Here is a 26690-nt window from a genome sequence, read left to right on the forward strand (position 1 = left end):
GGGGTTTTCGTTGGCCCAGGCCGCGCGTCTCGCCGAGGCTTTCAACCTGGCGAATCGCCTGCATGCGTTCAGTGCGGATTACCAGTTGAAGTACGTATCCGAAAGCGGGGGACTGTTGCAGTCGTCGTCCGGCGTGAGCATCGCGGCCGATCCGCTCGGCGACGAGCACGGCCGTCGTGCGCTCGCGTTCTTTCATCTTCACGGCGATCGCGCGGCCGTCAACTGGAACGACGCGTTGCAGCGGCGCCTGACCGACATTCGCCGGCACGCGCGCTGGATCGTCGACGCGATGGACCTGCCGTCGCTCGCGGCCACGCAGCGGCCGTCGGCGGCGATCCACGTGTCGCCCGGCAAAGCCGGGCGCCGTGCCGACGCGACGGTCGAACTGCAGGCAGGCGAGACCGACGTGTTCGCGGCCGCGCTCGACATGTTCCGCGCCGATCTCGGCGACAGCGCCGCGCAGGAGATCGCCAGCAACATGCTGCGGCCGGTCGAGCAGCGCTATGCACAGTCGATGTGGGCGTTTCGCGAACTGAGCGCGAGCCCGTCGATCCGGATGTCGGCGCAGCGGCTGCGCGCGCTGAGCGTGAACCGCATCTCGATCGCGAACGCCGCACAGGCCGCCGCGATGAGCGAGCGCAATTTCCTGCGGCGCTTCAAGAAGGAGATCGGCGTGACGCCGACCGCGTTCGTCCAGCAGGTGCGGCTCGAGCGCGCGTGCCACATGCTGATCCATACGACGCTGCCGGCCGACAAGGTCGCGCGCCGCACGGGGTTCGGCAGCGGCGAGCGGCTCGCGAAGCTGTTTCGTCAGCGCCTGCTGATGTCGCCGACCGAATTTCGCGTCGCCGAGCGGGAAAAGATCCTTGGCCACGATGCCGCGTCGCGCGATGCGGACGACCGACCTGCAGCCGAGTTTTGCGAGGGCGGAGGGGCGAATTGCGGCGCGCGCGCCGACGCGCGGGAGAAAACGGGGCGGATACCCGTAGAATCGTCCTGTCGCGATCTCGATTCCCGGTTTACATGCCCTTCCTCCCCACTACCGCCACCGCCCCTTTCTGCCCGTCGGAAGTAAAGGGCAGCATCACGATCGACGCCGGCGCGCCACGCTGGCAGAAGCTCAAGCGCTTTTTCGGCCCCGGCCTGCTCGTCGCGATCGGTTACATGGATCCCGGCAACTGGGCGACCGACATCCAGGCCGGCTCGCAGTTCGGCTATTCGCTGCTGTGGGTCGTCGCGTTCTCGAGTCTCGCGGCGATCTTCCTGCAGATGCTCGCGGCGCGGCTCGGCCTCGTCGCGGGCAGGGATCTCGCGCAGGCCAGCTACGACCGCTACGGTCGGTTCGGCCGCATCGTGCAGTGGGTCACCGCCGAAGTGTCGATCATCGCGTGCGACATCGCGGAAGTCCTCGGCTGCGCGCTTGCGTTCAAGCTGCTGCTCGGCGTGCCGCTCGCGTGGGGGATCGTGCTGACCGCGCTCGACACGATGATCGTGCTCGGCCTGCAGGGCAAGGGGTTCCGGCAGATCGAGGCGATCGTGCTCGGGCTGATCGCGACGATGGCGTTCTGCTTCGTCGCGCAGGTCGCGATCACGCCGCCCGACTGGCACGCGGTGGTCGGCGGGCTCGTGCCCGGCGATCCGGGCCACGACCGCAAGGATGCGATCGTGCTCGCGCTCGGCATCGTCGGCGCGACGATCATGCCGCACAACCTGTACCTGCATTCGTCGGTCGTGCAGACGCGGCATGTCGTCGGCGGCACGCGCGGCGTGGTCCGCGACACGCTCGCGCTGGTGCGTATCGATACCTGCGTGTCGCTGTTCGTCGCGATGCTCGTCAATGCAGCGATCCTGATCGTCGCGGGCGCGGCGTTCCATGCGACGGGCCAGCACAACGTGACCGACATCGAGCAGGCCTACAAGCTGATTACGCCGATCGCGGGCGGCGCGGCCGCGCTGCTGTTCGGCATCGCGCTGCTCGCGTCGGGGCAAAGCTCGACGCTGACCGGCACGATCGCCGGCCAGGTGATCATGGACGGCTTCCTGCACACGAAGATCCCGTGCTACCAGCGCCGGCTGATTACGCGCGGGCTCGCGCTCGTGCCGGCGCTGATCGGCGTGCTGTGGCTCGGCGACGGGTCGGTCGGGAAACTGCTCGTCTGGAGCCAGGTGCTGCTGAGCCTGCAGCTGCCGTTCGCGATGTGGCCGCTGATTCGGTCGGTCAGCGATCGCAACGTGATGGGCGAGCACACGATCGGCCGCGGGATGCAGGTTGCCGCGTGGGCGCTGTTCGTCGTCATCACCGGCACGAACCTGCTGCTGATCACCGGTGTCGCGGGCTGATACAGCCTGTCACAGGCTGACACAGACGCGCTGCGCGCATGCGGTAAACTGCGGCCTTTCGATCGTCGTCCGAAGTCCGTTATGTGGAGTGAAATCAGCAACATCGGCGATGCCGCGCTGACCTTGCCGATCGCGCTGACCTGCGCGGCGTGGCTGGCGCTGACCGACTGGCGCGTCGCCGTGCGCTGGGTCGTGCTGCTGGCCGCCGGCATGGGCCTTGTCGGCGCAACCAAGATCCTGTATGCCGGGTGCGGCATCGAGATTCCCCAATTCGATTTCCGCGTGATCAGCGGCCATACGATGCTGTCGACGTCGGTGTGGACGGTCGCGCTGTCGATGCTGTGGCAGGCGTTCCGGCCGGGCAAGGCGCCCGGCATCGCGGCCGGGCTGGCCGTCGGCGCGGTCACGGCCGTCGCGCGCGTGTTCGATCACTCGCACACGATTCCGGAAGTCGTCGTCGGCTGGATGCTCGGCGCGCTGGTCGCGCTGATGTTCCTGCGCGGCTACGACGGCGCGCGCCAGCGCGCGTTCTCGCCGCGCATCGCGGCCGTCTGCCTGCTGCTCGTGTCGGGCATCGCTTACGGGAACCGTGCGCCGTTCCAGCAGATGATCGATACGCATTCGCCGCAACTCTGCGCGTTCGTGCGCGCGCCGTCGGGCGACGGATTCTGACGGTTGCCGGTTGCGGCGGCCCGGTGTTTCGGTGTTCCGGTGCCGCCAGGTTGCCGCCGGCGATCGCCCGGCGGTTGCGCGATTCCTCTTCCCGATCGTTCGCTGTCTGTCGCGGCACGCCTCGTCCGTCATTCCCAGAATCAACGAACCGGCCGGTCCACGGGATCGGCCGTGCCGCTTTGCGCATTGGTGCCGGCGCACGAAAGTCATGAGCGGAGTCTATGACTGGGCATAACGAATATTCATTTCATCGATTGGCGGCATTCGCGTACGCTGGCTGTCGTTCGACCGCGGCCGGCTGCCCGGCGCGCGTCGCGCTCGTCTCGATATACTCGCGGAAACCGTGCGGCACCTTATGACGTCGACGCGCCGTCGACCGGCATGCGTCGGCCGCGACACGCACGGAAAACCCGTCGCGGCAGCGTTCCGCGACGATGACTCACGACAGGAGCAGCTCACATGACAGTCGTTTCTTCGCGCCTCGCCGGCAAGTGCGCATACATTACGGGCGCCGCGGGCGGCCTCGGCCGCGCGATCGCGCGCCGGATGGTCGAGCAGGGCGCGCGCGTGTTCTTGACCGACATCGCCGAAGCGGCGGTGCTCGACGCGTTCGCGCAGGAACTCAACGCGGGCCACGCGACGCCGGTCGCGTTCGCCGCGACGCAGGACGTGCGCGACGAAGCGCGCTGGCAGGCGCTGCTCGCGCAGGCGAACGATGCGATGGGCGGGCTGTCGGTGCTCGTCAACAATGCGGGCGTCGGCTCGATCGGCTCGCCCGCGCAAATCGAGCTGGACGAATGGCGGCGCGTGATGGCGATCAACGTCGAGAGCATCGTGCTCGGCTGCAAGCATGCGCTGTCGTACCTGGGCGCGAGCCATCCCGCATCGATCATCAACATCTCGTCGGTCGCCGCGTTCAAGGTCGAGCCGGATTTCACCGCGTACAACGCGTCGAAGGCGGCGGTCGCGTCGCTGACGAAATCGGTCGCGATCGATTGCGCACGCCGCGAGCTCGACGTGCGCTGCAACTCGATTCACCCGGCGTTCATCCGCACGGGGATCGTCGAGCCGCTGTTCCAGACGCTCGGCGAACGCGACGCGACGCGCAAGCTCGCGCGCGGCATTCCGCTGCGCCGGCTCGGCGAGCCGGACGACGTCGCGCATGCGGCCGTGTATCTCGCATCCGACGAAAGCCGCTTCGTGACGGCCGCCGAACTCGTGATCGACGGCGGCATGTGCGCGGTCTGACGCGCATCCCGCATCCCGCATAACAACCACCGGAGGAGAACATCGTGTCGACACCCGTGAACCGCCAACTGCTGCTGAAGACGCGCCCGGAAGGGCGGGTCGGCCGCGAACACTTCTCGCTCGTCGAGACGCCGGTGCCGGCGCTCGCGGACGGCGAGGTGCTCGTGCGCGTGCTGTACCTGTCGATGGACCCGACCAACCGCGTGTGGATGAGTGATGTGCCGCAGTACCTGCCCCCCGTCGCGATCGGCGAGGTGATGCGCGCGCTCGGTATCGGTCGCGTGGTCGCGTCGCGCCATGCCGGCTTCGCGGAAGGCGATCTCGTGCAGGGGCTCGTCGGCTGGCAGGACTATGCGGTCGTGCCGGCCGATCAGGCCGCGCAGCTCGTGAAGCTGCCCGCGCAGTCGGGCCTGCCGCTGCCGACGCTGCTCGGCGCATGCGGGATGAGCGGGCTGACCGCGTACTACGGGCTGACCGACATCGCGCCGGTGCAGCCCGGCGAGACGCTCGTCGTGTCGGCTGCGGCCGGATCGGTCGGCTCGATCGCCGGGCAGATCGGCAAGATCCACGGCGCGCGCGTGGTCGGCATCGCGGGCGGCGCTGACAAGTGCCGCTACCTGATCGAGACGCTCGGCTTCGACGCGGCCGTCGACTACAAGGCCGACGATTTCCGTCAGCAACTGAAGGCGGCGACGCCGGACGGCGTGCACGTGAACTTCGAGAACGTCGGCGGCGAGGTGATGCGCGCGGTATTGTCGCGGATGGTGATCGGCGGGCGCGTCGCGCTGTGCGGCGTGATCTCGAACTACAACAGCGGCCGCGCGGCCGACGACGTCGGCGTGCTGATCTCGAAGCGGCTGACGATGCGCGGCTTCCTGATCCTCGATTACCGCAAGAGCCGCGAAGCCGTGCAGACGCTCGCGGGCTGGTTGCGCGACGGCCGGCTCAAGGCCGAGGAAACTGTTGCCGACGGTCTCGAAAACGCGCCCGACGTGCTGAATCGCCTGTTCGACGGCGACCATCGAGGCAAGCTCGTGCTGCGTGTCGATCCGAACGCATGACCGGCTTGCGATGCACCGTGCGATGCCGGTCGCGGGTTGCGGCGATGCATAGTCGAATGTGGTGAGTTCGATCGACCGGGTCTCAATTTAGGACTTGTCCCATATATTGTCCGGGCGTCTCTCCTTAAAGTGATTGCCAGCAAACAGGCGGCGTGACCGACGCGTCACGCCGCCTTTTTTTCTGGTCACGCGGCAGAGGAGAGGGAGCATGCGAAACAACGCGAAGCGGGCGGCATCGGCGGCGATGCGTAATCGAACGCTGCGAACGGTGCGGTGCGCCGGCGCCGTGCGGATGATGGCGATCGGACTCGGCGTCGTATTCGCGATGTCGAATGCGGTGGCGGCCGGGCAGGCCACGTCGGACGGCGTCGTGCGGTTCAGCGGTGCGCTCGTCGATCTCTACGACGTGACGTTCGACGTGCCGTCGGGCGCGGTTGTCGAAGGACGGGAAGCGGCGGGCGGCGGGGCCGCGGCGACGCTTCGGTTCGATGCGCATGGCCGGCGTTTGCCGGGTGCTCACGTGGCACTGGTCGGGCCCGACGGTGCGCCGTTCGCGCTGGATGCCGATTCGGGCGTGCGCGCAACGTGGCGCGATGCGCGCGACGATCGAAGCGTGCCGCTGGTGTCGGGCCGCGTTCATCGTGTGGGCCCGTATGGCGGCGTGATGACCGTCGCGGCAGATGAAGCGACGGGCGCCGTGGCGCCCGTCGTGATCAGGATTCGCCATCCGTGACGGACGGCTTGTGCGTTCGGATCGGGCGATGGCGGCCGAGGGCCACGCGCCGCATTATTCGCCCTGTTCGGCGCGCGCGTAGATGTCCCAGCTCGCCATGAACAGCGCGGCGACGAGCGGCCCGATCACGAAGCCGTTGATGCCGAACAGCGCCATCCCGCCGAGCGTCGAGATCAGCACGACCCAGTCGGGCATCTTCGTGTCCTTGCCGACGAGGATCGGGCGCAGCAGGTTGTCGACGAGGCCGATCACGCCGACGCAGAACGCGACGAGGATCACGCATTTCCAGATCGCGCCGATCGCCAGGAAGTAGAGCGCGGCCGGTATCCACACGAGGCTCGCGCCGATCGCGGGCAGCAGCGACAGGAACGCCATCAGCGCGCCCCACAGCACGACGCCCTGGATGTCGAGGATCCAGAAGATCAGCCCGCCGAGCGCGCCCTGCACGAGCGCGACCGCGATGTTGCCTTTCACGGTCGCGCGCACGACCGTCGTGAACTTCGCGAGCAGCAGATTCTTGTGCTCCTCGTCGAGCGGCAGCGCGCGGCGCACGCGCCGGCCGATCTCGCCGCCGTCGCGCAGCAGGAAGAACACCATGTACAGCATCACGCCGAAGCTGACGATGAACTGGAACGTGTTCTGGCCGATGCTGAACGCCTGGGTCGCGGCGAACTGGCTGATCTGCGCGGCGCCGTCGGTGAGCTTCTTCTGGATGCCGGGGATGTTGGTCAGCCCGTATTTCGCTAGCACGCGCTGGATCGAGGTCGGCAGCGCGTGGATGATGTCCTGGAAGTACTGCGAATAGTTCGGCTGCGCGGTCTTGATTTCCTGGTACACGTACGCGATTTCCTGCACGAGCGTCGCGGTGACGAACACGAGCGGCAGGATCACGATCAGGACGATCAGCGTCATCGTCACGAGTGCGGCCAGGTTGCGCCGCTTGCCGAAGCGCGCCGCGAGCCAGCGCTGCACCGGCTGGAACAGGATCGCGAGAATGGCGCCCCAGAACACGGCCCCGGAGAACGGCGCGAGAATCCCGCACATGCCGACGGTGACCGCGAACAGCAGGAAATAGAAGAATTTTTGGTGGTCGTGTCCGCTATCCATGGGTGGCATTCGCGCAGATTGATGCTTGGTTTGATTGAATCTCGTTGCCCCGGGCGCGATCGGCTCGCGAACGTCACGGGTTCGCTGCGGAACACGCGGCGGAGCGGCCCATCGGGAGTATGCCCGCAAAGGTGCCGCCATCATAACCGCTGCGCGCGACCCATGCGAAAACGCCGCGGCCGGGGCCGCGGCGCTGCCGGGAAGCGAACGCGGCGCAAGGCCGCGTGCGGTACCGTCAGATATTGAGCTTCGTGACCTTGGTGCCGTTCACCGACAGGTCGCCCATCAGGCCCGCGTTGGTCAGGACCAGCACCTGGACCGGCGCGGTGGCCGTGGTGGTGTCGACCGCGCCGTTCGCGCCGACCTTCACGACCGCGACCGATGCGTCGGCGCCGGCGGCCCAGCCGTCCGACTTGCGGAACGAGTCGAGCGCATCCTGCGTCATGAACAGGAACACGATCGCCTTCGACTGTGCGCCGGCCTGCAGGCCGACCGACAGCGACGACGTGTTGTAGTAGCCGACGGTGCTGCCGCCGACGCGCAGCGCGCCGTTGCCGGACTGGCCGCCGATGATGAGGCCGGCTTGCAGCACGTTCGGGAACACGAGTACGCCGCGCGATTTCGCGACGAGTTCACGCGAGCCCGGCACCGTCGAATAGAGGCGCGACAGCGTCGCGTTCACGCTCGCGTCGATCGACTGGCGCTTCGACGCGCTGGCCGATGCGGTTTCGGGTTTGTCGGGCGTGGTCGTGCAGCCGGCGAGTGCAAGGCTGCCGAGCATCACGGCGGCGGCGGCTTTCATGGCGAGGGATTTCTGCATGGCGGTTCTCCTTCGTGTCTGATTGAGGACGGAGCGGGCAGCGGGGCGGCAGGTGGTGCGGGCAGCCCCGTTCAACGGCGGGCAAGGAGCAGGCCCGCAACGAACGCGAGGCCAGCGACGACGCCGGCGGTCTGCCACGGGTTGTCGTGCACGACCTGCGACACGCGTTCGGCCGAATCGCGCAGCCGGGCGGCCGCGCTGCCCGACGCGTAGTCGAGCGCGCTGCGCGCTTCGTCGAGCCTCGACTGCACGCGCTTGCGCAGCGCGGCGATATCGCCGTCGCCGTCGTTTTTCAACAGGTCTTCCAGTTCGTCGACCAGCCCGCGCAGATCGTCGGTCACGTCGGCATGCAGATCACGGGCGGCGGAGCGCGTCGTGCGTCCCACGCGCCGGCCGGTGCGACGGATGTCGGACAGGCCGCGGTCCAGTTTGTGTTCGATCGAGTCGGTGAGCGCCATGGTGTTTATCCTCCTTCGATTCCAGGCCAATTTGAAGATAAGACGAATCCCAGCAATTGATGTGATTCACTTGCCCCAATTGAGTTTCGAGACAAATTTTCAATTCGTTGGCAGGATCGCCGCGAAGCCCCGTCGCGCGGGGCGGTGCGACGGTTGAAAAAATTTCGCAATCGGGCGAATCGGCGTATCGGACAGCGGTGCGAAAGTGAATGTCCGGTAAATATGGCGTCGCCAGGGGTGTCAGGTAAATAGTGCCGTTGCAGGCCTTGTGTTGAAGCAAATGCACTAGTCGACGCGATTGGGTGGAGCACGGTTTGTTCCCGAGCCGCGCGGCGAGCCGCCATCGTCAAGCGCGACATCGACGACGACGGGATCGTGGTCCGACGAGCGGTATGCGTCGGGGGCGTAATAAGACGACCGGTGCACACGCGTCTTGTAATCGGGCACGGGTTGCAGCGCAACCGGTTCGTCGGCGTTGATGTGCCATATGTGCACGGCCTTCACGCGTGCGGCGAGCGTCGACGTGGCCAGCGCGTGGTCGAGGTTGCCGGCTTCGCCGCGAAATACGTAGCTGTACGCAGCGTCGCCGACGAAGCGCGCAACCAGGTTCGCATAGCCGCGCGCTTCGAGCGCGCGAATCGGATCTTCCTTCGCATAGCTGTTCAGGTCGCCGATCAGCAGCACACCGTCGGCCGCGGCGCCCGTCGGCGAATTGGCGAGCCAGCCGGCGATGCGCGCGGCCGCCCGCGCGCGTGCCGCATTCCAGCAGCCCTGGCCGTCCGCCTGGTCGAGGTCGGCGCCGGTCGCGTTCGGGCAGTTCTTCGACTTCAGGTGATTGACCGCGACCGTGAACGCGCGCGTGCCGCCGATGCGCCGGAAGGTCTGCGCAAGCGGCGGGCGGTGCCGGCCGCCGAGCGCGACGGTCGCGGCGCGCCCGACCGGCTCGACCGTGCGGCTGTCGTACAGCAGCGCGACCGCGATCGCATCGCGGCCGAGCCGCGCGGCGCCGGGATCGACCGCGCGCCAGCCGTCGCCAAGTTGCGCAGCGAGACGCCGCACCGCGCTCGCGTCGCCGTGGCCGTTGTTCGCGATTTCCATCAGCCCGATCACGTCGGCGCGCAGCGCACGCAACGCCGCGACGATCTTCGCTTCCTGCCGCGCGAAGACGGCGTGCGTTCTTGCGCCACGGTTGGCCGGCGCGTCGAATCCGCCGCCATGACCGTCGCCGTTGAAATAGTTGAAAACGTTGAACGATACGATGCGCATGTCGGCGTCCGCATGCCGGGCCGGCGCATCGGTGCGCGGGTTTGCTGCAACGTCGAACACCGGCACGGCGCCGGCGGTCGGTTGCAGCCGCCACGTGCCGTAGCGCAGTTCGAGCACGCCTTCGACGCCGCGCACCGTGTAGCCTGCGCGCAGCGTATTGGCGGTGCTCAGCGCGGGCGGCGGATAGCGGACGGTTTCTGGATCGCGGCGGCTCGAGCCGTCGTCGAGCACGATGCGGTTGCGCGCGTTGGCCGCCGCGCGCGCGGCGGCTTCGGCCGGCGGCGCGACGTGGGTCGGGATGCGCAGCCGGCCGTTGCTGAGAACGAGGCTGCCGTAGCGGCCGAGTTCGTGCGTATCGCTGACCGTCAGCGTTTGCGGCAGGCGCACCCGCATGCCTTCGTGCGCGGCCAGCACGGCCGGCGCGGCGACCGGCAGCGTGAGCGTCGCCGGCATGACTGTCTGCCCGCGTGCGCAGACGGTCATGCCGCCCGACAGCACGAGCTGCGTGCGGCCGTATTTGTCCTCGACCCGGCCCGTGAGATGCACGAGATCGCCAGCGTTCGCGTGCGTGTTCGGCGCGTAGACAAACAGGCCTTCCGGGACGCCCGGCCGATGCCGCCGCTGCGCGTCGGCCTGCTGGACGAAGAAGCCGCCGAAGCCGTCGGCGCCACCGAACACCGCGGTGACGACCGCTTCGATCGACGTCGTTTGCCCGGCCAGCGGTGACGGGCCGCCGGCGCTGCGGAGGTCGGCAATTGCCATGGTCGCGCCGCCGCAGCCGGCGCTGACCGGCAGCGCGGCGGGGGCAGGCCGGACGGAGAGGGCGAGCGATAGCGCAACGGCAAGCGACGGAAGCAGGCGTGACATGGGGCGGTCCACTGGAAGAAAATCCGACAGTTCGGGAGCGCATCTTGACGGCAAAATGCCGGGAAGCGGCCGAATTGGCCGTCCGGCCAGTGCCGGATGGCCAACGATGCAGGCTGGCCTCGCCGCGGCTGTTACGCTTTCGCATGGGCGTCGCACGCCGATCGCGCAGCGAACGCTGCCGCACCCCGTCCCTACAGGAGAAGTCCATGTCTTACATGCTGTTGATTGTCGAACCGACCGACCAGCGCGCCGAACGCACGCTCGACGAAGGCCAGGCGCTTTACGCACGGATGGTCGATTTCGCCGAGACGCTGAAGGCGCGCGGCGTGCTGCGCGGCGTCGAGTCGCTGGAGCGTTCCGAGCGCGGCACGCGCGTGCAGGTGCGCGACGGCGAGACGCGCCTGCTCGACGGCCCGTTCGCGGAGGCGAAGGAGATGGTCGGCGGCTTCTTCCTCGTCGACGTCGACACGCGCGAGGAAGCGATCGAGATCGCACGTCAGTGCCCGGCCGCGCAATGGTGCACGGTCGAGGTACGCGCGGTCGGCCCGTGCTTCCTGTGAAGGCGGCGACTCGGTATTTACCCTGATTTGTCGTGGCGCGTGTCGATCCGGCCGTGTTCCGCCCGTCGTCCGGATAAGGCGCCGATGAACGGGCGTCTCCTTTCACCGACGACAAGGAGTGAACGATGCGATTCATGATCATGATCCGGGCGAACGCCGTCAGCGAATCCGACGCGTTGCCGGACAACCGGCTGGTCGAGGCGATGACCGTGTATCACGAGGAACTGGCCAATGCCGGCGTGCTGCTCGACGCGAACGGCCTGCGGCCGAGCGCGCGCGGCTGGCGCGTGCGCTACACGGGCGGCAAGGGCACGGTGGTCGATGGCCCGTTCGCGGAAACGAAGGAACTGATCGCCGGCTATACGCTGATCCAGGTGCGTTCGCGTGACGAGGCGCTCGAATGGACGCGCCGGTTCCCCGCGCCGTTCGGCGCCGAGATGGATTGCGAGATCGAGGTGCGGCCGCTGTTCGAGCTCGACGACCTCACGCCGAGCGACGCGGTCGAGCGGTTCCGCGAACTCCACGTCGGCCGCGGCAACGCCGCCTGAATCCCACCGAATCCAATATCACCAGGAGCACCCGCCATGCACAAAATGGTTTTCATCAACCTGCCCGTGGCCGACCTGCCGCGCTCGAAGACGTTCTACCAGGCGCTCGGCTTCGAGGTCGTGCCGGCCTATACGAACGATCAGGCCGCCTGCCTCCGGATCAGCGACACGATCTTCGCGATGCTGCTCGTGCGGCCGTTCTTCCAGACCTTTACCGACAAGACGATCGTCGATCCGGCGACGCACGTGCAGGTGTTGTCGTGCCTGTCGTGCGAAAGCCGTGCCGAAGTCGAGGCGATCGTCGCGAAGGCGCTGGCGGCCGGCGGCGCCGCGCCGCTGCCGCCGCGCGAGTATCCGGCCATGTACGGCCACGGGTTCACAGATCCGGACGGTCATGCGTGGGAGCTGATGTCCATGCCGCAGGACGCGTCCGCGCAGGGGCCGTCGGCGTGACGCACGAGGCGACCCACCGTGCGATCGAGGCGGTCTGGCGGATCGAGGCGCCGAAGATCATCGCGCGCGCCGCGCGCGTGGTGCGCGACGTCGGCGTGGCCGAGGAGCTGGCGCAGGACACGCTCGTCGCGGCGCTCGAGCACTGGCCCGTCGACGGCGTGCCCGACAACCCCGCCGCCTGGCTGATGACGGCCGTGAAGCGTCGCGCGCTCGACCGTGTCCGGCAGGAGTCGCTTCATGCGGCGAAGCGCGACCAGCTCGGCCACGAGATGGACGCGCTCGAAGCGCATGTCGTCCCCGACATCGCCGATGCGCTCGCCGACGCGAGCGACGACGACATCGGCGACGACCTGCTGCGGCTGATCTTCACGTCGTGCCACCCGGTGCTGTCGACCGACGCGCGCGTCGCGCTGACGCTGCGGCTGCTCGGCGGGCTGACGACGGGCGAGATCGCACGTGCGTTCCTGACGCCCGAGCCGACGATCGCGCAGCGGATCGTGCGCGCGAAGCGCACGCTCGCGGCGGCGCACGTGCCGTTCGAGGTGCCGGCCGCCGATGCGCGGCCCGCGCGGCTCGCGTCGGTGCTCGAAGTGATCTACCTGGTGTTCAACGAAGGCCATGCGGCGACCGCAGGCGACGACTGGACGCGTCCGGCGCTGTGCGACGAGGCGCTGCGACTCGGCCGCGTGCTGGCCGGCCTCGCGCCGGACGAGAGCGAAGTGCTCGGGCTCGTCGCGCTGATGGAGTTGCAGGCGTCGCGCATGCATGCGCGCACCGATGCGCAGGGCCGGCCCGTGCTGCTGCTCGACCAGGACCGCAGCCGCTGGGATCAACTGCTGATCCGGCGCGGCCTCGCGGCGCTCGAACGGGCGACGAAGCTCGGCGGCGTGCGCGGGCCGTATGCGCTGCAGGCCGCGCTGGCCGCCTGCCACGCGCGTGCGCGGCACGCGTCGGAAACGGACTGGGCACAGATCGTCGCGCTGTACGACGCGCTCGCCGAAGTCGCACCGTCGCCGGTCGTCGAACTGAACCGCGCAGTGGCCGTGGGGATGGCGTTCGGGCCGGCCGCGGCGCTCGAACTCGTCGACGTGCTGCGTGACGATCCCGCGCTCGCGCGCTATCACTGGCTGCCGAGCGTGCGCGGCGACCTGCTGGCGAAGCTGGGCCGTGCCGACGAAGCGAAGCTCGAGTTCCGCCGCGCGGCGGAACTGACGCGCAACGAGCGCGAACGCGAGTTGCTGCTCAAGCGCGCGATCGATGCGTGACCGTGACGCATGAAGCGTGCGTCGCAAGCGCGGCGTACGCCGCGCCGATCCCACCCTCCCGACGATCCCCAGATGTACGCCCGGCACTATCACCCGGATTGAAAAAGCCTATTGGGGGATGCGAACGCCAGCGCCTAGATTAAAAGGCACGGTGCGTGCGCCCCACGCAAACGCATCGTTCCCCACATATCTGATCGGCCCGGCTTCGCACGCGGCCGCGCCGACTCGAACGGAGGCGCAAATGGCTCACCTCAAGGGCAGCAAAACCGAAGAGAACCTGAAAGCCGCATTCGCGGGCGAATCGCAGGCGAATCGACGCTATCTGTATTTCGCTTCGAAGGCTGACGTCGAAGGCCAGAACGACCTCGCCGCGCTGTTCCGCTCGACCGCCGAAGGCGAAACCGGCCATGCGCACGGCCACCTCGAATACCTGGAAGCCGTCGGCGATCCGGCAACGGGCTTGCCGTTCGGCTCGTCGCGGCTGAATCTCGAATCGGCGATCGCCGGCGAAACGCACGAATACACCGACATGTATCCGGGCATGGCGAAGACGGCGCGCGACGAAGGCTTCGACGAAATCGCGAACTGGTTCGAGACGCTCGCGAAGGCCGAACGCAGCCACGCGAACCGCTATACGAAGGCGCTGGACAGTCTCGTCGACTGACGGGCCGCCGCAGGCCGCACGGCATGGCCGTGTGACCGGCAAGCGGCCGGCCGTTCATCGCTGCCCGCAGCGCGCGGGCGGCGCGCTCGCGCGCATGCGCGCCACGCTGGAGCGCCTCATGCCCCACAAGGAAGGCAGTCTCGAAGCCCCGACCCGGCATCCGCTCGACTGGCAGTCCGATGCGTTCTACGACCAGGCCGCGATCGATGCGGAAATGACGCGCGTGTTCGACATCTGCGCCGGGTGCCGGCGCTGCGTGTCGCTGTGCGGCGCGTTTCCCGCGCTGTTCGATCTGGTCGACGACACGCCGGCGGGCGACATCGACGAAGTGCCGAAGGCAGCGTTCGGCAAGGTGGTCGACCAGTGCTATCTGTGCGACCTCTGCTACATGACGAAATGCCCGTACGTGCCGCCGCACGCATGGAACGTCGACTTCCCGCACCTGATGCTGCGCGGCAAGGCGGCGCGCTACAAGCGCGGCGAAGCGACGCTGCGCGACAAGGTGCTGTCGAACACCGATGCGCTCGGCCATTTCGCGGGCATTCCGATCGTCACGCAGACGGTGAACGCGGTGAACCGCACGCCGCCCGCGCGCCATGCGCTCGAAGCGACGCTCGGCGTCGATCGCAACGCGTGGCTGCCGGAGTTCGCGCCGCGCAAATTCCGGCGCGCCGCGAAGCGCTCGGACAACCCGCCCGCGCGCGACGGCGAACGCACGCCCGGCAAGGTCGCGATCTACGCGACGTGCTACGTGAATTTCAACGAGCCGGGCATCGGCCACGACCTGCTCGCGATCCTCGCGCACAACGACATTCCGTACGAGCTCGTCACGCGCGAAGCGTGCTGCGGAATGCCGCTGCTGGAGCAGGGCAACCTTGCCGGTGTCGCCGCGAAGAAGGAGGTGAACCTGCCCGTGCTCGAACGCTATGCGCGCGAAGGCTATGCGCTGATCGGTGCGATCCCGAGCTGCGTGCTGATGTACAAGAGCGAGCTGCCGCTGATGTTCCCCGGCGACGAAGCGGTGCGCGCGGTGGCCGACGCGTTCTGGGATCCGTTCGAATACGTGATCGCACGGCATCGCGACGGGCTGCTGAAGACCGATTTCAAGACCGGCCTCGGCACCGTGTCGTATCACGTGCCGTGCCATGCGCGCGTGCAGAACATCGGCCGCAAGACGGCCGACGCACTGTCGCTGGTGCCCGATACGCGCGTGAACGTCGTCGAGCGCTGCTCGGGCCATGCGGGCACGTTCGGCGTGAAGAAGGAATTCCATGCGGACGCGATGCGGATCGGCGCGCCCGTGTTCAAGGCGATGGCCGAGCCGCAGCCGGATTTCGTGTCGTCGGACTGCGCGCTGGCCGGCCATCACATCGTGCAGGGCATCGACGAGAAGGGGCTGCCGTCCGCGCCGCTCGCGCATCCGCTCACGCTGCTGCGCCGCGCATACGGCATCTGAGCCGCTGCCGGCCGACTCACGAGGACATCCCATGACGCTGACCCGCGACTCCCTGCTGACGCTCGAAGCATATGCAAAGATTCGCCGGACCGAACACGCGCGGCTCGTCGCGTACAAGCGCCGCCGGGCGGTCGCACTCGGCAACCACCTGCGCTTTTTGTTCGAGGACGAGACGACGATCCGCTATCAGATCCAGGAGATGCTGCACATCGAGAAGATCTTCGACGAGGCGGGCATCGACGGCGAACTGGAAGCGTATCTGCCGCTCGTGCCCGACGGCACCAACCTGAAGGCGACGATGCAGATCGAATACGAGCACGAGATCGAGCGGCGCGCGGCGCTCGCGCGGCTGATCGGTATCGAGGATCGCGTGTACCTGCAGGTCGACGGGCACGCGCGCGTCTACGCGATCGCCGACGAGGATCTCGAGCGCGACAACGACGAGAAGACGTCGGCCGTGCATTTCGTGCGTTTCGAACTCGACGCGCCGATGCGCGCGGCGCTCAAGGACGGGGCGGTGCTGTCGATCGGCTGCGATCACCCGGCCTACACGATGCCGCCGCAGCGCGTGGATCCGGACGTGACCGCGTCGCTGGCCGGCGACCTGCGCTGACACGACCGCCGCGCGTCCTGCGCGGCGTATTCCGCTTTTCCGTTCCGACCCGAAGCCGGCTTTCCGCGAGTAGCGCGGCGCGAGCGATCGCCTGTCGCCGCGCAGATGTAACAGCCGTCCCGCGCTTGCGTGCGGAGAAACAATGTGCACTCCGCGTCACCGTGCTTTCATCACTCGCAGAGAAACAATAAAGAGATTGTGCACGGAGATAATTCAGCTGAACGGAAATTGAATGATTTACCGATTCGTGAATATCTTGTTACGAAATTTTCCCTGATTTACCGATTTTAGTCGGCAATTCCGGCGATTGTTGCAGGCAAGGGTCTGAACAGCCCGGGAAGGCCCATTGGCGGCCATTCTTCATACCTTGCAGAGCCCCGCCAGACGGGCCTTTTCAGCACCGGGCATAAAGATCTCGCAAAAAAATTCAAGCGTAAATGGATTGCGTATCCATGGCAGGTTGTTTCAGTGCGTAACATTAAGTCATTGTCATATTGAGATAAACCCTAGGGATGGTATGCTTCGTGCACAAAAATTCCCACATTGGAGTGAGACCGTGATTTGTGCGCCATTGCCGGGAATTCCGGCACCGTGAAAGTGCGGTGTCGGCCGGCGTGCACAACACCGATAAGCATAATGTGCAACCTGGCCGCCCCGCGACGCGATGTGTCGCGACGGCGCCGCCAATCGCAGCCCGGCCTGGCTGCGTGGAGAGATCTACTATGTTCTTCGATGAGCTTAACGATGAAGAGTGGTTTCGTCTTTCAACGCTGATCGCCGATGAACCCATCCGGCTGAATCGTCGTGGGCGTCCACGAGCCGAACCGCGCGTCGTTGCCAACGCGGTGCTCTGGATTCTGACGACCGGTGAAGCCTGGTCCAAGCTGCCCGGTCGTTATCCGTCCGGGCCGACGTGCCGTCGTCGCTACGAGGAGTGGCTCGCGAGCGGCACGCTGTTGCAGATGATCGACGTGCTGACCCAGTTCAGCGGGCGCACGTTCGCGTATATTCCGCCGCCGCCGGTGCCGGTCGTGCCTGCGCGTCGCGCGGAACCCGCGCCCGACAACGATCGCTTGCGCGGCGTGTTCTGGCAAAACCCCGAGTCGTGGCAATTGCCGGTCGCGCAGGCAAACGTTTGGGAGGGCGAAGGCGCGTCGCTGAGCGCGATGCAGGACGACGCAGTGGCCGATCATCCGGCCCGCACGTCGTTCGTGGTACCCGGTACGCCGGCCGCGGAACTGCGCCATGCGCGTGCGTCGTCGGCGAGCTTCGCCGCGGCCGAACCGCAAGTCGACGAGTATCGCGGCTATACGATCTGCGGCATCGCGCAGCCCGTGCAGAACCTGATGTATCGCGCGTGGGCCGAGATCTCGCAGGACGACCGGCGCGTCGAGCGCTCGGGCCTCATCGGTCCGCGTTTCACCGATGCCGAGGAAGCCGAGCAGTTTGCGCTCGACTGGGCGCGCCAGTGGATCGATCGCCACGGTGCGAGCCACGAGCCGGCGCGCGCGCCGCAAAGCGAGGTGCTGGCCGGTTTGTCCGCGCTGGCGCGCGCGGAGTCGGACATCAAGCGCTTCATCGCCGAGCGTCACGCGGGTGCGCTGTCGGAAAGCCGCAACGATCCCGTGCAGTCGGAGCGCCGCGAATACGCGTACCGCGTAGGTTGAGCGCCGTTCCAATGCAACGCGCGGGCCGTCGTGTGCCACGACGCCCGCGCGGAAGCCTCGTCTTTCCCTGCCTGCCGCACCCGGGGGCTCCGCTGTCGAAGCGGAGCCCCCGGTGCTTGTTGCGTCACTGCCGGCCGTAGGTATCGTCGAAGCGGACGATGTCGTCCTCGCCGAGATACGCGCCCGACTGCACTTCGATCAGCTCGAGCGGCATCTTGCCCGGGTTCTCCAGGCGGTGCGATACGCCGAGCGGGATGTACGTCGATTCGTTTTCGGACAGCAGGAACGTTTCGTCGCCGCGCGTGATGCGCGCGGTGCCGCGCACGACGATCCAGTGTTCGGCGCGGTGGTGGTGCATCTGCAGCGACAGTCGCGCACCCGGTTTCACGACGATGCGTTTCACCTGGAAGCGCTCGCCCATGTCGACCGAGTCGTAGTGGCCCCACGGGCGATGCACCTTGCGGTGATCGGTGGCTTCCGCGCCTTGTTGCGCCTTGATGCGGCCGACGATCTTCTTCACGTCCTGCACGCGCGACTTGTCCGCGACGAGCACGGCGTCGGGCGTTTCGACGACGACGAGGTTCTGCGTGCCGACGCACGCGACGAGCCGGCTTTCCGAATGCGCGAAGGTCGATTCGGCGCCTTCGAACAGCACGTGGCCGCGGCCGACGTTCTTGGCCTCGTCCTTCTGCGAGATCTGCCAGATCGCGTCCCACGAGCCGACGTCCGACCAGCCCGCGTCGAGCGGTACGACGACGCTCTCGCACAGTTGCGGCAGGCTCGCGAGCGGCTCCATCACTGCGTAGTCGATCGAGTTCGACGGCGATGCGGCGAACGCGTCGCGATCGACGCGGAAGAAGTCGCCATCGGCCTTGCCATGTGCGACGGCCTGTTCGCAGGCCGCGTAGATCGCCGGTTCGAGCTGGCGGATCGCCTTCAGCCACACCGACGCGCGAACGATGAAGATCCCGCTGTTCCACCAGTACTCGCCGGATGCGACGTACTGCTGAGCGAGTTCGAGGTGCGGCTTCTCGACGAAACGGTCGAGGCGGCGCACGTCGAGGTTGCCCGTCGCGGCGTCGCCGAGCGGCGCGCCGACGCGGATGTAGCCGTAGCCGGTTTCCGCGTGCGTGGGCACGATGCCCATCGTCGCGATCCTGCCTTGCGCCGCGCAGTGCACGCCGGCCGCGACGGCTGCGTGAAAGCGCGGCAGGTCGGCGACCGCATGGTCGGCCGGCATCACGGTCATCACCGCATCGTTGCCGTCGGCGACGAGCCGCAGCGCGGCGAGCGTCAGCGCAGGCGCGGTGTCGCGGCCGAGCGGCTCGAGCATGATCGTCGCGGGCTTGGCCGTCAGGCGCAGTTGTTCGGCGGTCGTGAAGCGGTGATCCTCGCCGCACACGATCAGCACGTCGTCGTTCAGCGGGTGGTCGGCCGTCAGGCCGTCGAGGCGCAGCGCGGTCGACTGCAGCAGCGAATGCTCGCCGAGCAGGCCGATCAGCTGTTTCGGAAACCGTTCGCGCGACATCGGCCACAGGCGTGTGCCGGAACCGCCGGCAAGAATCACCGGCTGCACCGCGAGGCGCGTGCCGGCGGCGGGGGCGGCGGAAGAAGATTGGCGCGTTTCGGCGGCCACGGCCGGAGCATTCATGGTGACACTCTCCACGGTTGAAGTCAGTGCCTGCCGTTGTAGCATGAAGTAAATCGACAATAAAACCGGACCGATTGGCTGATATTCGCCGGGCATTCATCTGGAAAAATTTTCCGCGATCGCATCGGATGCAAATAAAAAAATAAAAAATAATTCCGGGCATTGTTGGCCTTCCCGTGCCGGCAAAGGGCTCGCGGCGAACGCAAAGTTTCCGAAAATCTCCCGATTCCCGATCGATTCGGGAAAACGTGCCGAATTAAATCAAAAAGTTCGCGGCAAGAATTTCCGATTATTTTTCGAAATACTTGTGCGCTTGAGGGGCGATTTTCTTGTCGCTTCAATAGCGTCATGCAACGTTTGAATCGAATGTGCGGCACGGGCTGCACGAGGAGTTGTTCGGCAAACGCCTGTTCAAAGAGGAAGCAGACATGTTGAGCGTGCTGGCGAGAGTCATCGATATCGCGATGGTCGTGGCAGGGGCGCTGATCGCCGCTGCGCTGCACGACGGCAGCATCTGGCTCAACGACCTGCAGCGCACGACGGTGCTGTTCGACTGCCTGCTGGTCGTGGTGTTCTTTCCGGCCATCGGCATCTACCAGTCGTGGCGAGGCAAGCGTCTCGTCGGGCTGATGGGGCGCGTCGCGTTCGCGTGGCTCGTGGTCGAGCTCGCGGGCATCCTGATGAGCTTCAGTTTTCACCAGTCGGGCGACCTGTCGCGGCTGTGGCTCGGTTACTGGGCGCTCGTGACGATGACGCTGCTCGCCGGCTCGAAGGCCTGCGTGCACGTCGTGCTGCGGCAACTGCGCCGCGGCGGCTACAACCTGAAGGCGGTCGCGATCGTCGGCGGTACGCCGGCGGCGCGGCGGCTGATCGCGCAGATGCGGGCGCGGCCGGAAGCGGGCTTCAACCCGGTATGCGTGTACGACGAAAGCGAAGCGCCGGGCGATGTCGCGCTCGACGACGTGCGCATCGAGCGGCAGTTCGAATCGCTGGTGTGGCTGGTGCGCAGCCGCGCGATCCGCGAGCTGTGGCTCACGCTGCCGATCTCGGAGGAACCGAGGATTCACCAGATCGTGACGGTGTTCCGCCACGACTTCGTGAACATCCGTTTCATTCCGGACGTGCGCACGCTGTCGTTCTTCAACCAGGAAGTGGTCGAGGTGCTCGGCGTGCCGGCGATCAACCTCGCGGCGTCGCCGATCACCGACGTGCGGATCCTGCCGAAGTTCGTGTTCGACCGGCTGTTCGCGCTGGCGGCGCTCACGGCGCTCGCGCCGGTGATGCTGCTGATCGCGGGCCTGATCAAGCTGACGTCGCGCGGGCCGGTGTTCTTCCGCCAGAAACGCAAGGGCATCGACGGGCACGAGTTCGAGATCTATAAGTTCCGCTCGATGAAGGTGCACCAGGAAGCGGCGGGCACGGTGACGCAGGCGACCAAGAACGACACGCGCGTGACGCCGGTCGGCCGGTTCCTGCGCCGCACCAGCCTCGACGAGCTGCCGCAGTTCATCAACGTGCTGAAGGGCGAGATGTCGGTCGTCGGCCCGCGCCCGCATGCGCTCGCGCACGACGACATCTACAAGGATCTGGTCAAGGGCTACATGTTCCGCTACCGGATCAAGCCCGGCATCACCGGGTGGGCGCAGATCAACGGCTTTCGCGGCGAGACCGACCAGATCGAGAAGATGATGGGACGCGTGAAGCTCGATCTGTACTACATGCAGAACTGGTCGTTCTGGCTCGACATCAAGATCGTCGCGCTGACGCTGTGGAAAGGCTTCACCGGCAGCAACGCGTACTGACACAGTGCCCCGCGGGCATTCCGGTTTTACGAATTTCGAATCATTGGTCAAGAGGTCGACACATCATGAATCTGACTATCATCGGCAGCGGTTACGTAGGTCTTGTCACCGGCGCATGCCTCGCCGACATCGGGCACGACGTGTTCTGTCTCGACGTCGACCAGGCGAAGATCGACATCCTGAACAACGGCGGCGTGCCGATCCACGAGCCGGGCCTCAAGGAAGTCATCGCGCGCAACCGCTCGGCCGGCCGCCTGCGTTTCTCGACCGACATCGAGGCCGCGGTCGCGCACGGCGACGTGCAGTTCATCGCGGTCGGCACGCCGCCCGACGAGGACGGCTCGGCCGACCTGCAATACGTGCTCGCGGCGGCGCGCAACATCGGCCGCTACATGACGGGCTTCAAGGTGATCGTCGACAAGTCGACGGTGCCGGTCGGCACGGCCGAGCGCGTGCGCGCGGCGGTCGCCGAGGAGCTCGCGAAGCGCGGCGGCGACCAGATGTTCTCGGTCGTGTCGAATCCGGAATTCCTGAAGGAAGGCGCGGCGGTCGACGATTTCACGCGGCCGGACCGCATCGTGATCGGCTGCGACGACGACGTGCCGGGCGAGCGCGCCCGCGAGCTGATGAAGAAGCTGTACGCGCCGTTCAACCGCAACCACGAGCGCACGCTGTACATGGACGTGCGCTCGGCCGAGTTCACGAAATACGCGGCGAACGCGATGCTTGCGACGCGCATCTCGTTCATGAACGAGCTGGCGAACCTCGCCGACCGCTTCGGCGCGGACATCGAGGCCGTGCGCCGCGGGATCGGCTCCGATCCGCGCATCGGCTATCACTTCCTGTACGCCGGCTGCGGCTACGGCGGCTCGTGCTTCCCGAAGGACGTCGAGGCGCTGATCCGCACGGCCGACGAGCACGGGCAATCGCTGCAGATCCTGAAGGCCGTGTCGTCGGTCAACGCGACGCAAAAGCGCGTGCTGGCCGACAAGATCGTCGCGCGCTTCGGCGAGGACCTGACGGGCCGCACGTTCGCGATCTGGGGCCTGGCATTCAAGCCGAACACCGACGACATGCGCGAGGCGCCGAGCCGCGAGCTGATCGCCGAGCTGCTGTCGCGCGGCGCGCGCATCGCCGCGTACGACCCGGTCGCGCAGCAGGAAGCGCGCCGCGTGATCGCGCTCGATCTCGCCGATCACCCGAGCTGGCTCGAGCGCCTGAGCTTCGTCGACGACGAGGCGCAGGCCGCGCGCGACGCCGATGCGCTCGTGATCGTCACCGAATGGAAGGCGTTCAAGAGCCCCGACTTCGTCGCGCTCGGCCGCCTGTGGAAGACGCCGGTGATCTTCGACGGCCGCAACCTGTACGAGCCGGAGACGATGAGCGAGCAGGGCATCGAATACCACCCGATCGGCCGGCCGGGCTCGCGCCAGGCCGTCGCCGCCCGCGTGCCGGGCGCCGCGCGCGCGAGCGCGTAACCCTGTTTCCCGTCACCCGTTACACCCGTTACGAGACGCCATGTTCCGGAACATCCTGATCGTCTGCCACGCGAACGTCTGCCGCAGCCCGGCGGCGGAACTGCTGTTCAAGTCGCACGCCGCGTCGCGCGGCGGCCCGCGCGCGACGTTTCACTCGGCCGGCGTTCATGCGAACGACGGCGACGGCATCGATCCGGTGATGCGGCAGTTGCTCGCGGAGCGCGGCGTCGATGCGACGACCCACCGCTCGCGGCGGCTGTCGCGCCGGATCGTGCGCGACGCCGACCTGATTCTCGTCAGCGAGCGCGGACAGATCGCGGCCGTCGAATCGGTCGATCCGTTCGCGCGCGGCAAGGTCCACCTGCTCGGCAAGTGGGAAGGGGCCGAGATTGCCGATCCGCACGGCGGCCCCGAGGCCGAATACCGCGAGAGCTACTCGCAGATCGAACGTCTGGTTCAAGGATGGCTACAGAAACTATGCTGAAACGCCCGATGCGCCCGGTGGCGCTTGCCGTCGCGCTGACGACTTTCCTGTCAGCCTGTGCAACCGCGCCCGGCAACTACCTCGACTCGTCGAACCTGAAGGACGAAGGCCGCCAGCAAGCGGCCGAGACCTATCCGGTTCATTACATCGACGCCAAAGTGGTGATGGACCAGTTGCAGAAGCAGCAGGTCGACCATCCGCTGCCGCCGGGACGCTATACCGATGCGTCGCAGTACGTGTACCGCATCGGCGCGCAGGACATCCTCGGCGTCACCGTCTGGGACCACCCCGAGCTGACGACGCCGCAGGGCCAGTCGTTCTCGAGCGGCGGCAACACGACGCAGACGATCGCGGGCGCGCTGCAGCAGCCCTATTCGTCGTCGCTGCCGGGCCAGGCCGATCCTTACGGCCAGACGGTGGCCGCCGACGGCACGATCTTCTTCCCGTTCGTCGGCCGCATCCACGTGGCGGGCAAGACGATCGCGCAGACCCGCGACGAGCTGGCCACGCGTCTCGCACGCTACGTGAAGAACCCGCAGCTCGACGTGCGCGTGCTGTCGTACCGCAGCCAGAAGGTGCAGGTGACGGGCGAGGTGAAGACGCCGGGCCCGCTCGCGATGAGCGACGTGCCGCTGACGCTGGTCGACGCGATTTCGCGCTCGGGCGGCTCGACCAACGAGGCCGACCTGCAGCGGGTGCGCCTGACGCGTGACGGCAAGCTGTATACGCTCGACGCGAACGGCGTGCTCGATCGCGGCGAAGTGCGGCAGAACGTGATGCTGCAGCAGGGCGACATCGTCAACGTGCCGGATCGCAGCGACAGCCGCGTGTTCATCATGGGCGAGGTCAAGACGCCGGTCACGGTGCCGATGCTCAAGGGCAGGCTGACCATCGCCGACGCGCTGACGGCGGGCGGCGGCATCCTCGACACCGATGCGAACCCGCGCAAGATCTACGTGATGCGCGGAATGCGCGACAACCCGACGAAGCCTGAAGTGTTCCGCCTCGACATGACGCAGCCCGATGCGTTGATGCTGTCGAGCCGCTTCCCGCTTCAGCCGCTCGATGTGGTCTACGTCAGCACGGCCAGCTCGGTGCAGTTCAACCGGGTGCTGCAGCAGGTGCTGCCGACGATCCAGACGATCTTCTACATGCGGCAAATCACGCGCTGATAGCCCGCCGGGGCGGCGCCTCCGCCCCGGCACCACTCAAGCGGGAACGAATGGTGAACACGCAAGCGAAACACTCCTACGCGGATCTGTCCGTGAAGACCGAGGAAGAGGACGTCGTCCTCGGCCAGTTGCTCCAGGTGATCATGGACGACATCTGGCTGCTGCTCGGCATCGCGGTGACGGTCGTCGCGCTCGCCGGCCTTTACTGCTACATCGCGAAGCCGGTGTATCAGGCCGACGTGCACGTCCGGGTCGAGAGCAACGACAACACGTCGCAGGCGCTCACGCAGACGCAGACCGGCGCGACGATCAACAGCGGTCCGCAGCAGGCGCAGACCGATGCGGAAATCGAGATCATCAAGAGCCGCGGCGTCGTCGCACCGGTCGTCGAGCAGTTCAAGCTGAACTTCTCGGTCGTGCCGAAGACGCTGCCGGTGATCGGCAGCCTCGCCGCGCGCGTCGCGACGCCGGGCACGCCGGCGCGGCCGTGGCTCGGCCTGAAATCGTATGCATGGGGCGGTGAAGTCGCCGACGTCGATTCGATCAGCGTCGTGCCCGCGCTCGAAGGCAAGAAGCTGACGCTGACGGCCGGTCCGAACGACACCTATTCGATCGTCGACCAGAACGGCACCCGGCTGCTGTCGGGCCAGGTCGGCGAATCGGCGCAGGGCGGCGGCGTGACGCTGCTCGTGAAGAAGCTCGTCGCGCGCCCCGGCACGCAGTTCACGGTGGTCCGCTACAACGATCTCGACGCGATCGGCGGCTTCCAGGCCGGCATCCAGGTGAGCGAGCAGGGCAAGCAGACGGGCGTCGTGCAGATCTCGCTCGAAGGCAAGGACCCGGATCAGACCGCCGCGATCGCGAACGCGCTCGCGCAGTCGTACCTGAACCAGCACGTGGTCGCGAAGCAGGCCGAAGCGACCAAGATGCTCGACTTCCTGAAGGGCGAGGAACCGCGCCTGAAGGCCGACCTCGAACACGCGGAAGCCGCGCTGACGCAGTACCAGCGCACGTCGGGCTCGATCAACGCGAGCGAAGAGGCGAAGGTCTACCTCGAGGGCAGCGTGCAGTACGAGCAGCAGATCGCCGCGCAGCGCCTGCAGCTCGCGTCGCTCGCGCAGCGCTTCACCGATTCGCACCCGATGGTGATCGCCGCGAAGCAGCAGCTCTCGGAGCTGCAGGGCGAGAAGGACAAGTTCAGCAACCGCTTCCGCAGCCTGCCGGCGACCGAAGTGAAGGCCGTCCAGCTCCAGCGCGACGCGAAGGTCGCCGAGGACATCTACGTGCTGCTGCTGAACCGCGTGCAGGAGCTGTCGGTGCAGAAGGCCGGCACGGGCGGCAACATCCACCTCGTCGATTCGGCGCTGCGCCCGGGCGATCCGGTCAAGCCGAAGAAGGTGCTGATCCTGTCGGCCGCCGTGTTCCTGGGGATGATCCTCGGCACGGGCATCGTGTTCCTGCGCCGCAACCTGTTCCAGGGCATCGAGGATCCCGATCGCATCGAGCGTGCGTTCAACCTGCCGTTGTACGGGCTGGTGCCGCAAAGCGCCGAGCAGGTGAAGCTCGACGCCGCGGCGGAGAAGGGCGGCGGCCGCGCGCGGCCGATCCTCGCGAGCCTGCGTCCGAAGGATCTCAGCGTCGAGAGCCTGCGCAGCCTGCGCACCGCGATGCAGTTCGCGATGATGGACGCGAAGAATCGCGTGATCGTGCTGACGGGCCCGACGCCCGGCATCGGCAAGAGTTTCCTGACGGTCAACCTCGCGGTGCTGCTCGCGCATTCGGGCAAGCGGGTGCTGCTGATCGACGCCGACATGCGTCGCGGCCTGCTCGACCGCTACTTCGGCCTCACCGCGCAGCCGGGCCTGTCGGAACTGCTGAGTGACCAGTCGCCGCTCGAGGATGCCGTGCGCGAGACGCCGGTGCAGGGCCTGTCGTTCATCGCGGCCGGCACGCGTCCGCCGAACCCGTCGGAACTGCTGATGTCGACGCGCCTGCCGCAATACCTCGAAGGGCTCAGCAAGCGCTACGACGTCGTGCTGATCGATTCGCCGCCGGTGCTGGCGGTGACCGACGCGACCATCATCGGCCGCATGGCCGGCTCGACGTTCCTCGTGCTGCGCTCGGGCATGCACACCGAAGGCGAGATCGCCGACGCGATCAAGCGCCTGCGCACCGCGGGCGTCGATCTGGAAGGCGGGATCTTCAACGGCGTGCCGCCGAAGGCGCGCGGCTACGGCCGCGGCTACGCGGCCGTGCACGAATACCTGAGCGCCTGAGTGCAGTGCGCGAAACCGGGCCGGCGCGC

The 26690-nt window shown here is 67.2% G+C and carries 24 protein-coding genes; 19 read left to right on the plus strand and 5 right to left on the minus strand.

Features of this window, described 5'->3' with window-relative positions:
* The first annotated feature begins 10 nt into the window (after window positions 1-10).
* The 6 genes from KVT39_RS17815 (at window position 11) to KVT39_RS17840 (ending at window position 6054) form a co-directional block, all read left to right on the plus strand.
* Window positions 11-1075: a helix-turn-helix domain-containing protein gene (locus KVT39_RS17815; protein WP_034185136.1), complete on the plus strand. Its 1065-nt coding sequence runs from the start codon at window positions 11-13 to the stop codon at window positions 1073-1075.
* The gene (locus KVT39_RS17820) at window positions 1024-2340 is read left to right on the plus strand and encodes an Nramp family divalent metal transporter (protein WP_034185137.1); all 1317 of its coding nucleotides are present in this window, start codon (window positions 1024-1026) and stop codon (window positions 2338-2340) included. Before KVT39_RS17815 ends, KVT39_RS17820 begins: the two co-directional genes overlap by 52 nt.
* 81 nt (window positions 2341-2421) lie before the next feature.
* Complete coding sequence (locus tag KVT39_RS17825) at window positions 2422-3012, plus strand: phosphatase PAP2 family protein (protein ID WP_034185138.1); 591 nt, start codon at window positions 2422-2424, stop codon at window positions 3010-3012.
* A gap of 459 nt (window positions 3013-3471) precedes the next feature.
* Entirely contained in the window at window positions 3472-4260 is a 789-nt protein-coding gene (locus tag KVT39_RS17830) for an SDR family oxidoreductase (RefSeq protein WP_072439320.1), read from the plus strand.
* Between the two features lie 44 nt (window positions 4261-4304).
* A complete protein-coding gene (locus tag KVT39_RS17835) occupies window positions 4305-5321 on the plus strand; it encodes an NADP-dependent oxidoreductase (protein ID WP_034185140.1) in 1017 nt (338 codons plus the stop codon).
* A 208-nt stretch (window positions 5322-5529) separates the two neighbouring features.
* Window positions 5530-6054, plus strand: a complete 525-nt coding sequence (locus tag KVT39_RS17840) for a thioesterase (protein ID WP_105392311.1) — start codon at window positions 5530-5532, stop codon at window positions 6052-6054.
* Window positions 6055-6108: 54 nt separating this feature from the next.
* Here the strand turns inward: KVT39_RS17840 and KVT39_RS17845 are convergent, their stop codons facing one another.
* The 4 genes from KVT39_RS17845 to KVT39_RS17860 form a co-directional block, all read right to left on the minus strand.
* A complete protein-coding gene (locus KVT39_RS17845) occupies window positions 6109-7161 on the minus strand; it encodes an AI-2E family transporter (protein WP_034185142.1) in 1053 nt (350 codons plus the stop codon).
* Window positions 7162-7396: 235 nt separating this feature from the next.
* Entirely contained in the window at window positions 7397-7981 is a 585-nt protein-coding gene (locus KVT39_RS17850) for a YSC84-related protein (RefSeq protein ID WP_034185143.1), read from the minus strand.
* 71 nt (window positions 7982-8052) lie between these two features.
* Window positions 8053-8439, minus strand: a complete 387-nt coding sequence (locus KVT39_RS17855; protein ID WP_034185144.1) for a YqjD family protein — start codon at window positions 8437-8439, stop codon at window positions 8053-8055.
* A gap of 285 nt (window positions 8440-8724) precedes the next feature.
* The gene (locus KVT39_RS17860; RefSeq protein ID WP_217589897.1) at window positions 8725-10572 is read right to left on the minus strand and encodes an ExeM/NucH family extracellular endonuclease; all 1848 of its coding nucleotides are present in this window, start codon (window positions 10570-10572) and stop codon (window positions 8725-8727) included.
* A 206-nt stretch (window positions 10573-10778) separates the two neighbouring features.
* Here KVT39_RS17860 and KVT39_RS17865 point away from each other — a divergent pair, with 206 nt between their 5' ends.
* From KVT39_RS17865 to KVT39_RS17900, 8 genes are all read left to right on the plus strand, one after another.
* Window positions 10779-11132, plus strand: coding sequence for a YciI family protein (locus tag KVT39_RS17865; protein ID WP_034185206.1), 354 nt, complete (start codon window positions 10779-10781; stop codon window positions 11130-11132).
* A gap of 125 nt (window positions 11133-11257) precedes the next feature.
* A complete protein-coding gene (locus KVT39_RS17870; RefSeq protein WP_065502590.1) occupies window positions 11258-11680 on the plus strand; it encodes a YciI family protein in 423 nt (140 codons plus the stop codon).
* Window positions 11681-11716: 36 nt separating this feature from the next.
* The gene (locus KVT39_RS17875) at window positions 11717-12133 is read left to right on the plus strand and encodes a VOC family protein (protein ID WP_217589898.1); all 417 of its coding nucleotides are present in this window, start codon (window positions 11717-11719) and stop codon (window positions 12131-12133) included.
* On the plus strand, window positions 12130-13398 hold the full coding sequence (locus tag KVT39_RS17880) for an RNA polymerase sigma factor (protein WP_105392308.1): 1269 nt from the start codon (window positions 12130-12132) through the stop codon (window positions 13396-13398). The genes KVT39_RS17875 and KVT39_RS17880 overlap by 4 nt, the downstream gene beginning before the upstream one ends.
* 241 nt (window positions 13399-13639) lie before the next feature.
* Window positions 13640-14062: a rubrerythrin family protein gene (locus KVT39_RS17885; RefSeq protein WP_034185149.1), complete on the plus strand. Its 423-nt coding sequence runs from the start codon at window positions 13640-13642 to the stop codon at window positions 14060-14062.
* A gap of 118 nt (window positions 14063-14180) precedes the next feature.
* Entirely contained in the window at window positions 14181-15518 is a 1338-nt protein-coding gene (locus KVT39_RS17890; RefSeq protein ID WP_034185207.1) for a heterodisulfide reductase-related iron-sulfur binding cluster, read from the plus strand.
* Window positions 15519-15549: 31 nt separating this feature from the next.
* The gene (locus KVT39_RS17895) at window positions 15550-16131 is read left to right on the plus strand and encodes a DUF3501 family protein (RefSeq protein ID WP_105392307.1); all 582 of its coding nucleotides are present in this window, start codon (window positions 15550-15552) and stop codon (window positions 16129-16131) included.
* Between the two features lie 722 nt (window positions 16132-16853).
* Window positions 16854-17798, plus strand: a complete 945-nt coding sequence (locus KVT39_RS17900) for a DUF6566 family protein (RefSeq protein ID WP_217589899.1) — start codon at window positions 16854-16856, stop codon at window positions 17796-17798.
* 124 nt (window positions 17799-17922) lie between these two features.
* Here KVT39_RS17900 and KVT39_RS17905 read toward each other — a convergent pair whose 3' ends face one another.
* On the minus strand, window positions 17923-19449 hold the full coding sequence (locus KVT39_RS17905) for a mannose-1-phosphate guanylyltransferase/mannose-6-phosphate isomerase (RefSeq protein ID WP_217589900.1): 1527 nt from the start codon (window positions 19447-19449) through the stop codon (window positions 17923-17925).
* A gap of 428 nt (window positions 19450-19877) precedes the next feature.
* Between KVT39_RS17905 and KVT39_RS17910 the strand changes: the two genes are divergently transcribed.
* From KVT39_RS17910 to KVT39_RS17930, 5 genes are all read left to right on the plus strand, one after another.
* Window positions 19878-21251: an undecaprenyl-phosphate glucose phosphotransferase gene (locus KVT39_RS17910; protein WP_034185208.1), complete on the plus strand. Its 1374-nt coding sequence runs from the start codon at window positions 19878-19880 to the stop codon at window positions 21249-21251.
* 65 nt (window positions 21252-21316) lie between these two features.
* Window positions 21317-22729, plus strand: coding sequence for a UDP-glucose/GDP-mannose dehydrogenase family protein (locus KVT39_RS17915; RefSeq protein WP_034185153.1), 1413 nt, complete (start codon window positions 21317-21319; stop codon window positions 22727-22729).
* A 40-nt stretch (window positions 22730-22769) separates the two neighbouring features.
* Window positions 22770-23213 (plus strand): low molecular weight protein-tyrosine-phosphatase, encoded by a 444-nt coding sequence (locus tag KVT39_RS17920; RefSeq protein ID WP_034185154.1) that lies wholly within the window; start codon window positions 22770-22772, stop codon window positions 23211-23213.
* Window positions 23207-24385, plus strand: a complete 1179-nt coding sequence (locus tag KVT39_RS17925; RefSeq protein WP_034185155.1) for a polysaccharide biosynthesis/export family protein — start codon at window positions 23207-23209, stop codon at window positions 24383-24385. The genes KVT39_RS17920 and KVT39_RS17925 overlap by 7 nt, the downstream gene beginning before the upstream one ends.
* A 50-nt stretch (window positions 24386-24435) precedes the next feature.
* Window positions 24436-26661, plus strand: a complete 2226-nt coding sequence (locus tag KVT39_RS17930) for a polysaccharide biosynthesis tyrosine autokinase (RefSeq protein ID WP_034185156.1) — start codon at window positions 24436-24438, stop codon at window positions 26659-26661.
* The last annotated feature ends 29 nt before the right edge of the window (window positions 26662-26690 follow it).

The sequence above is a fragment of the Burkholderia sp. GbtcB21 genome (genome assembly GCF_019091065.1).
Classification (GTDB): domain Bacteria; phylum Pseudomonadota; class Gammaproteobacteria; order Burkholderiales; family Burkholderiaceae; genus Burkholderia; species Burkholderia pyrrocinia_C.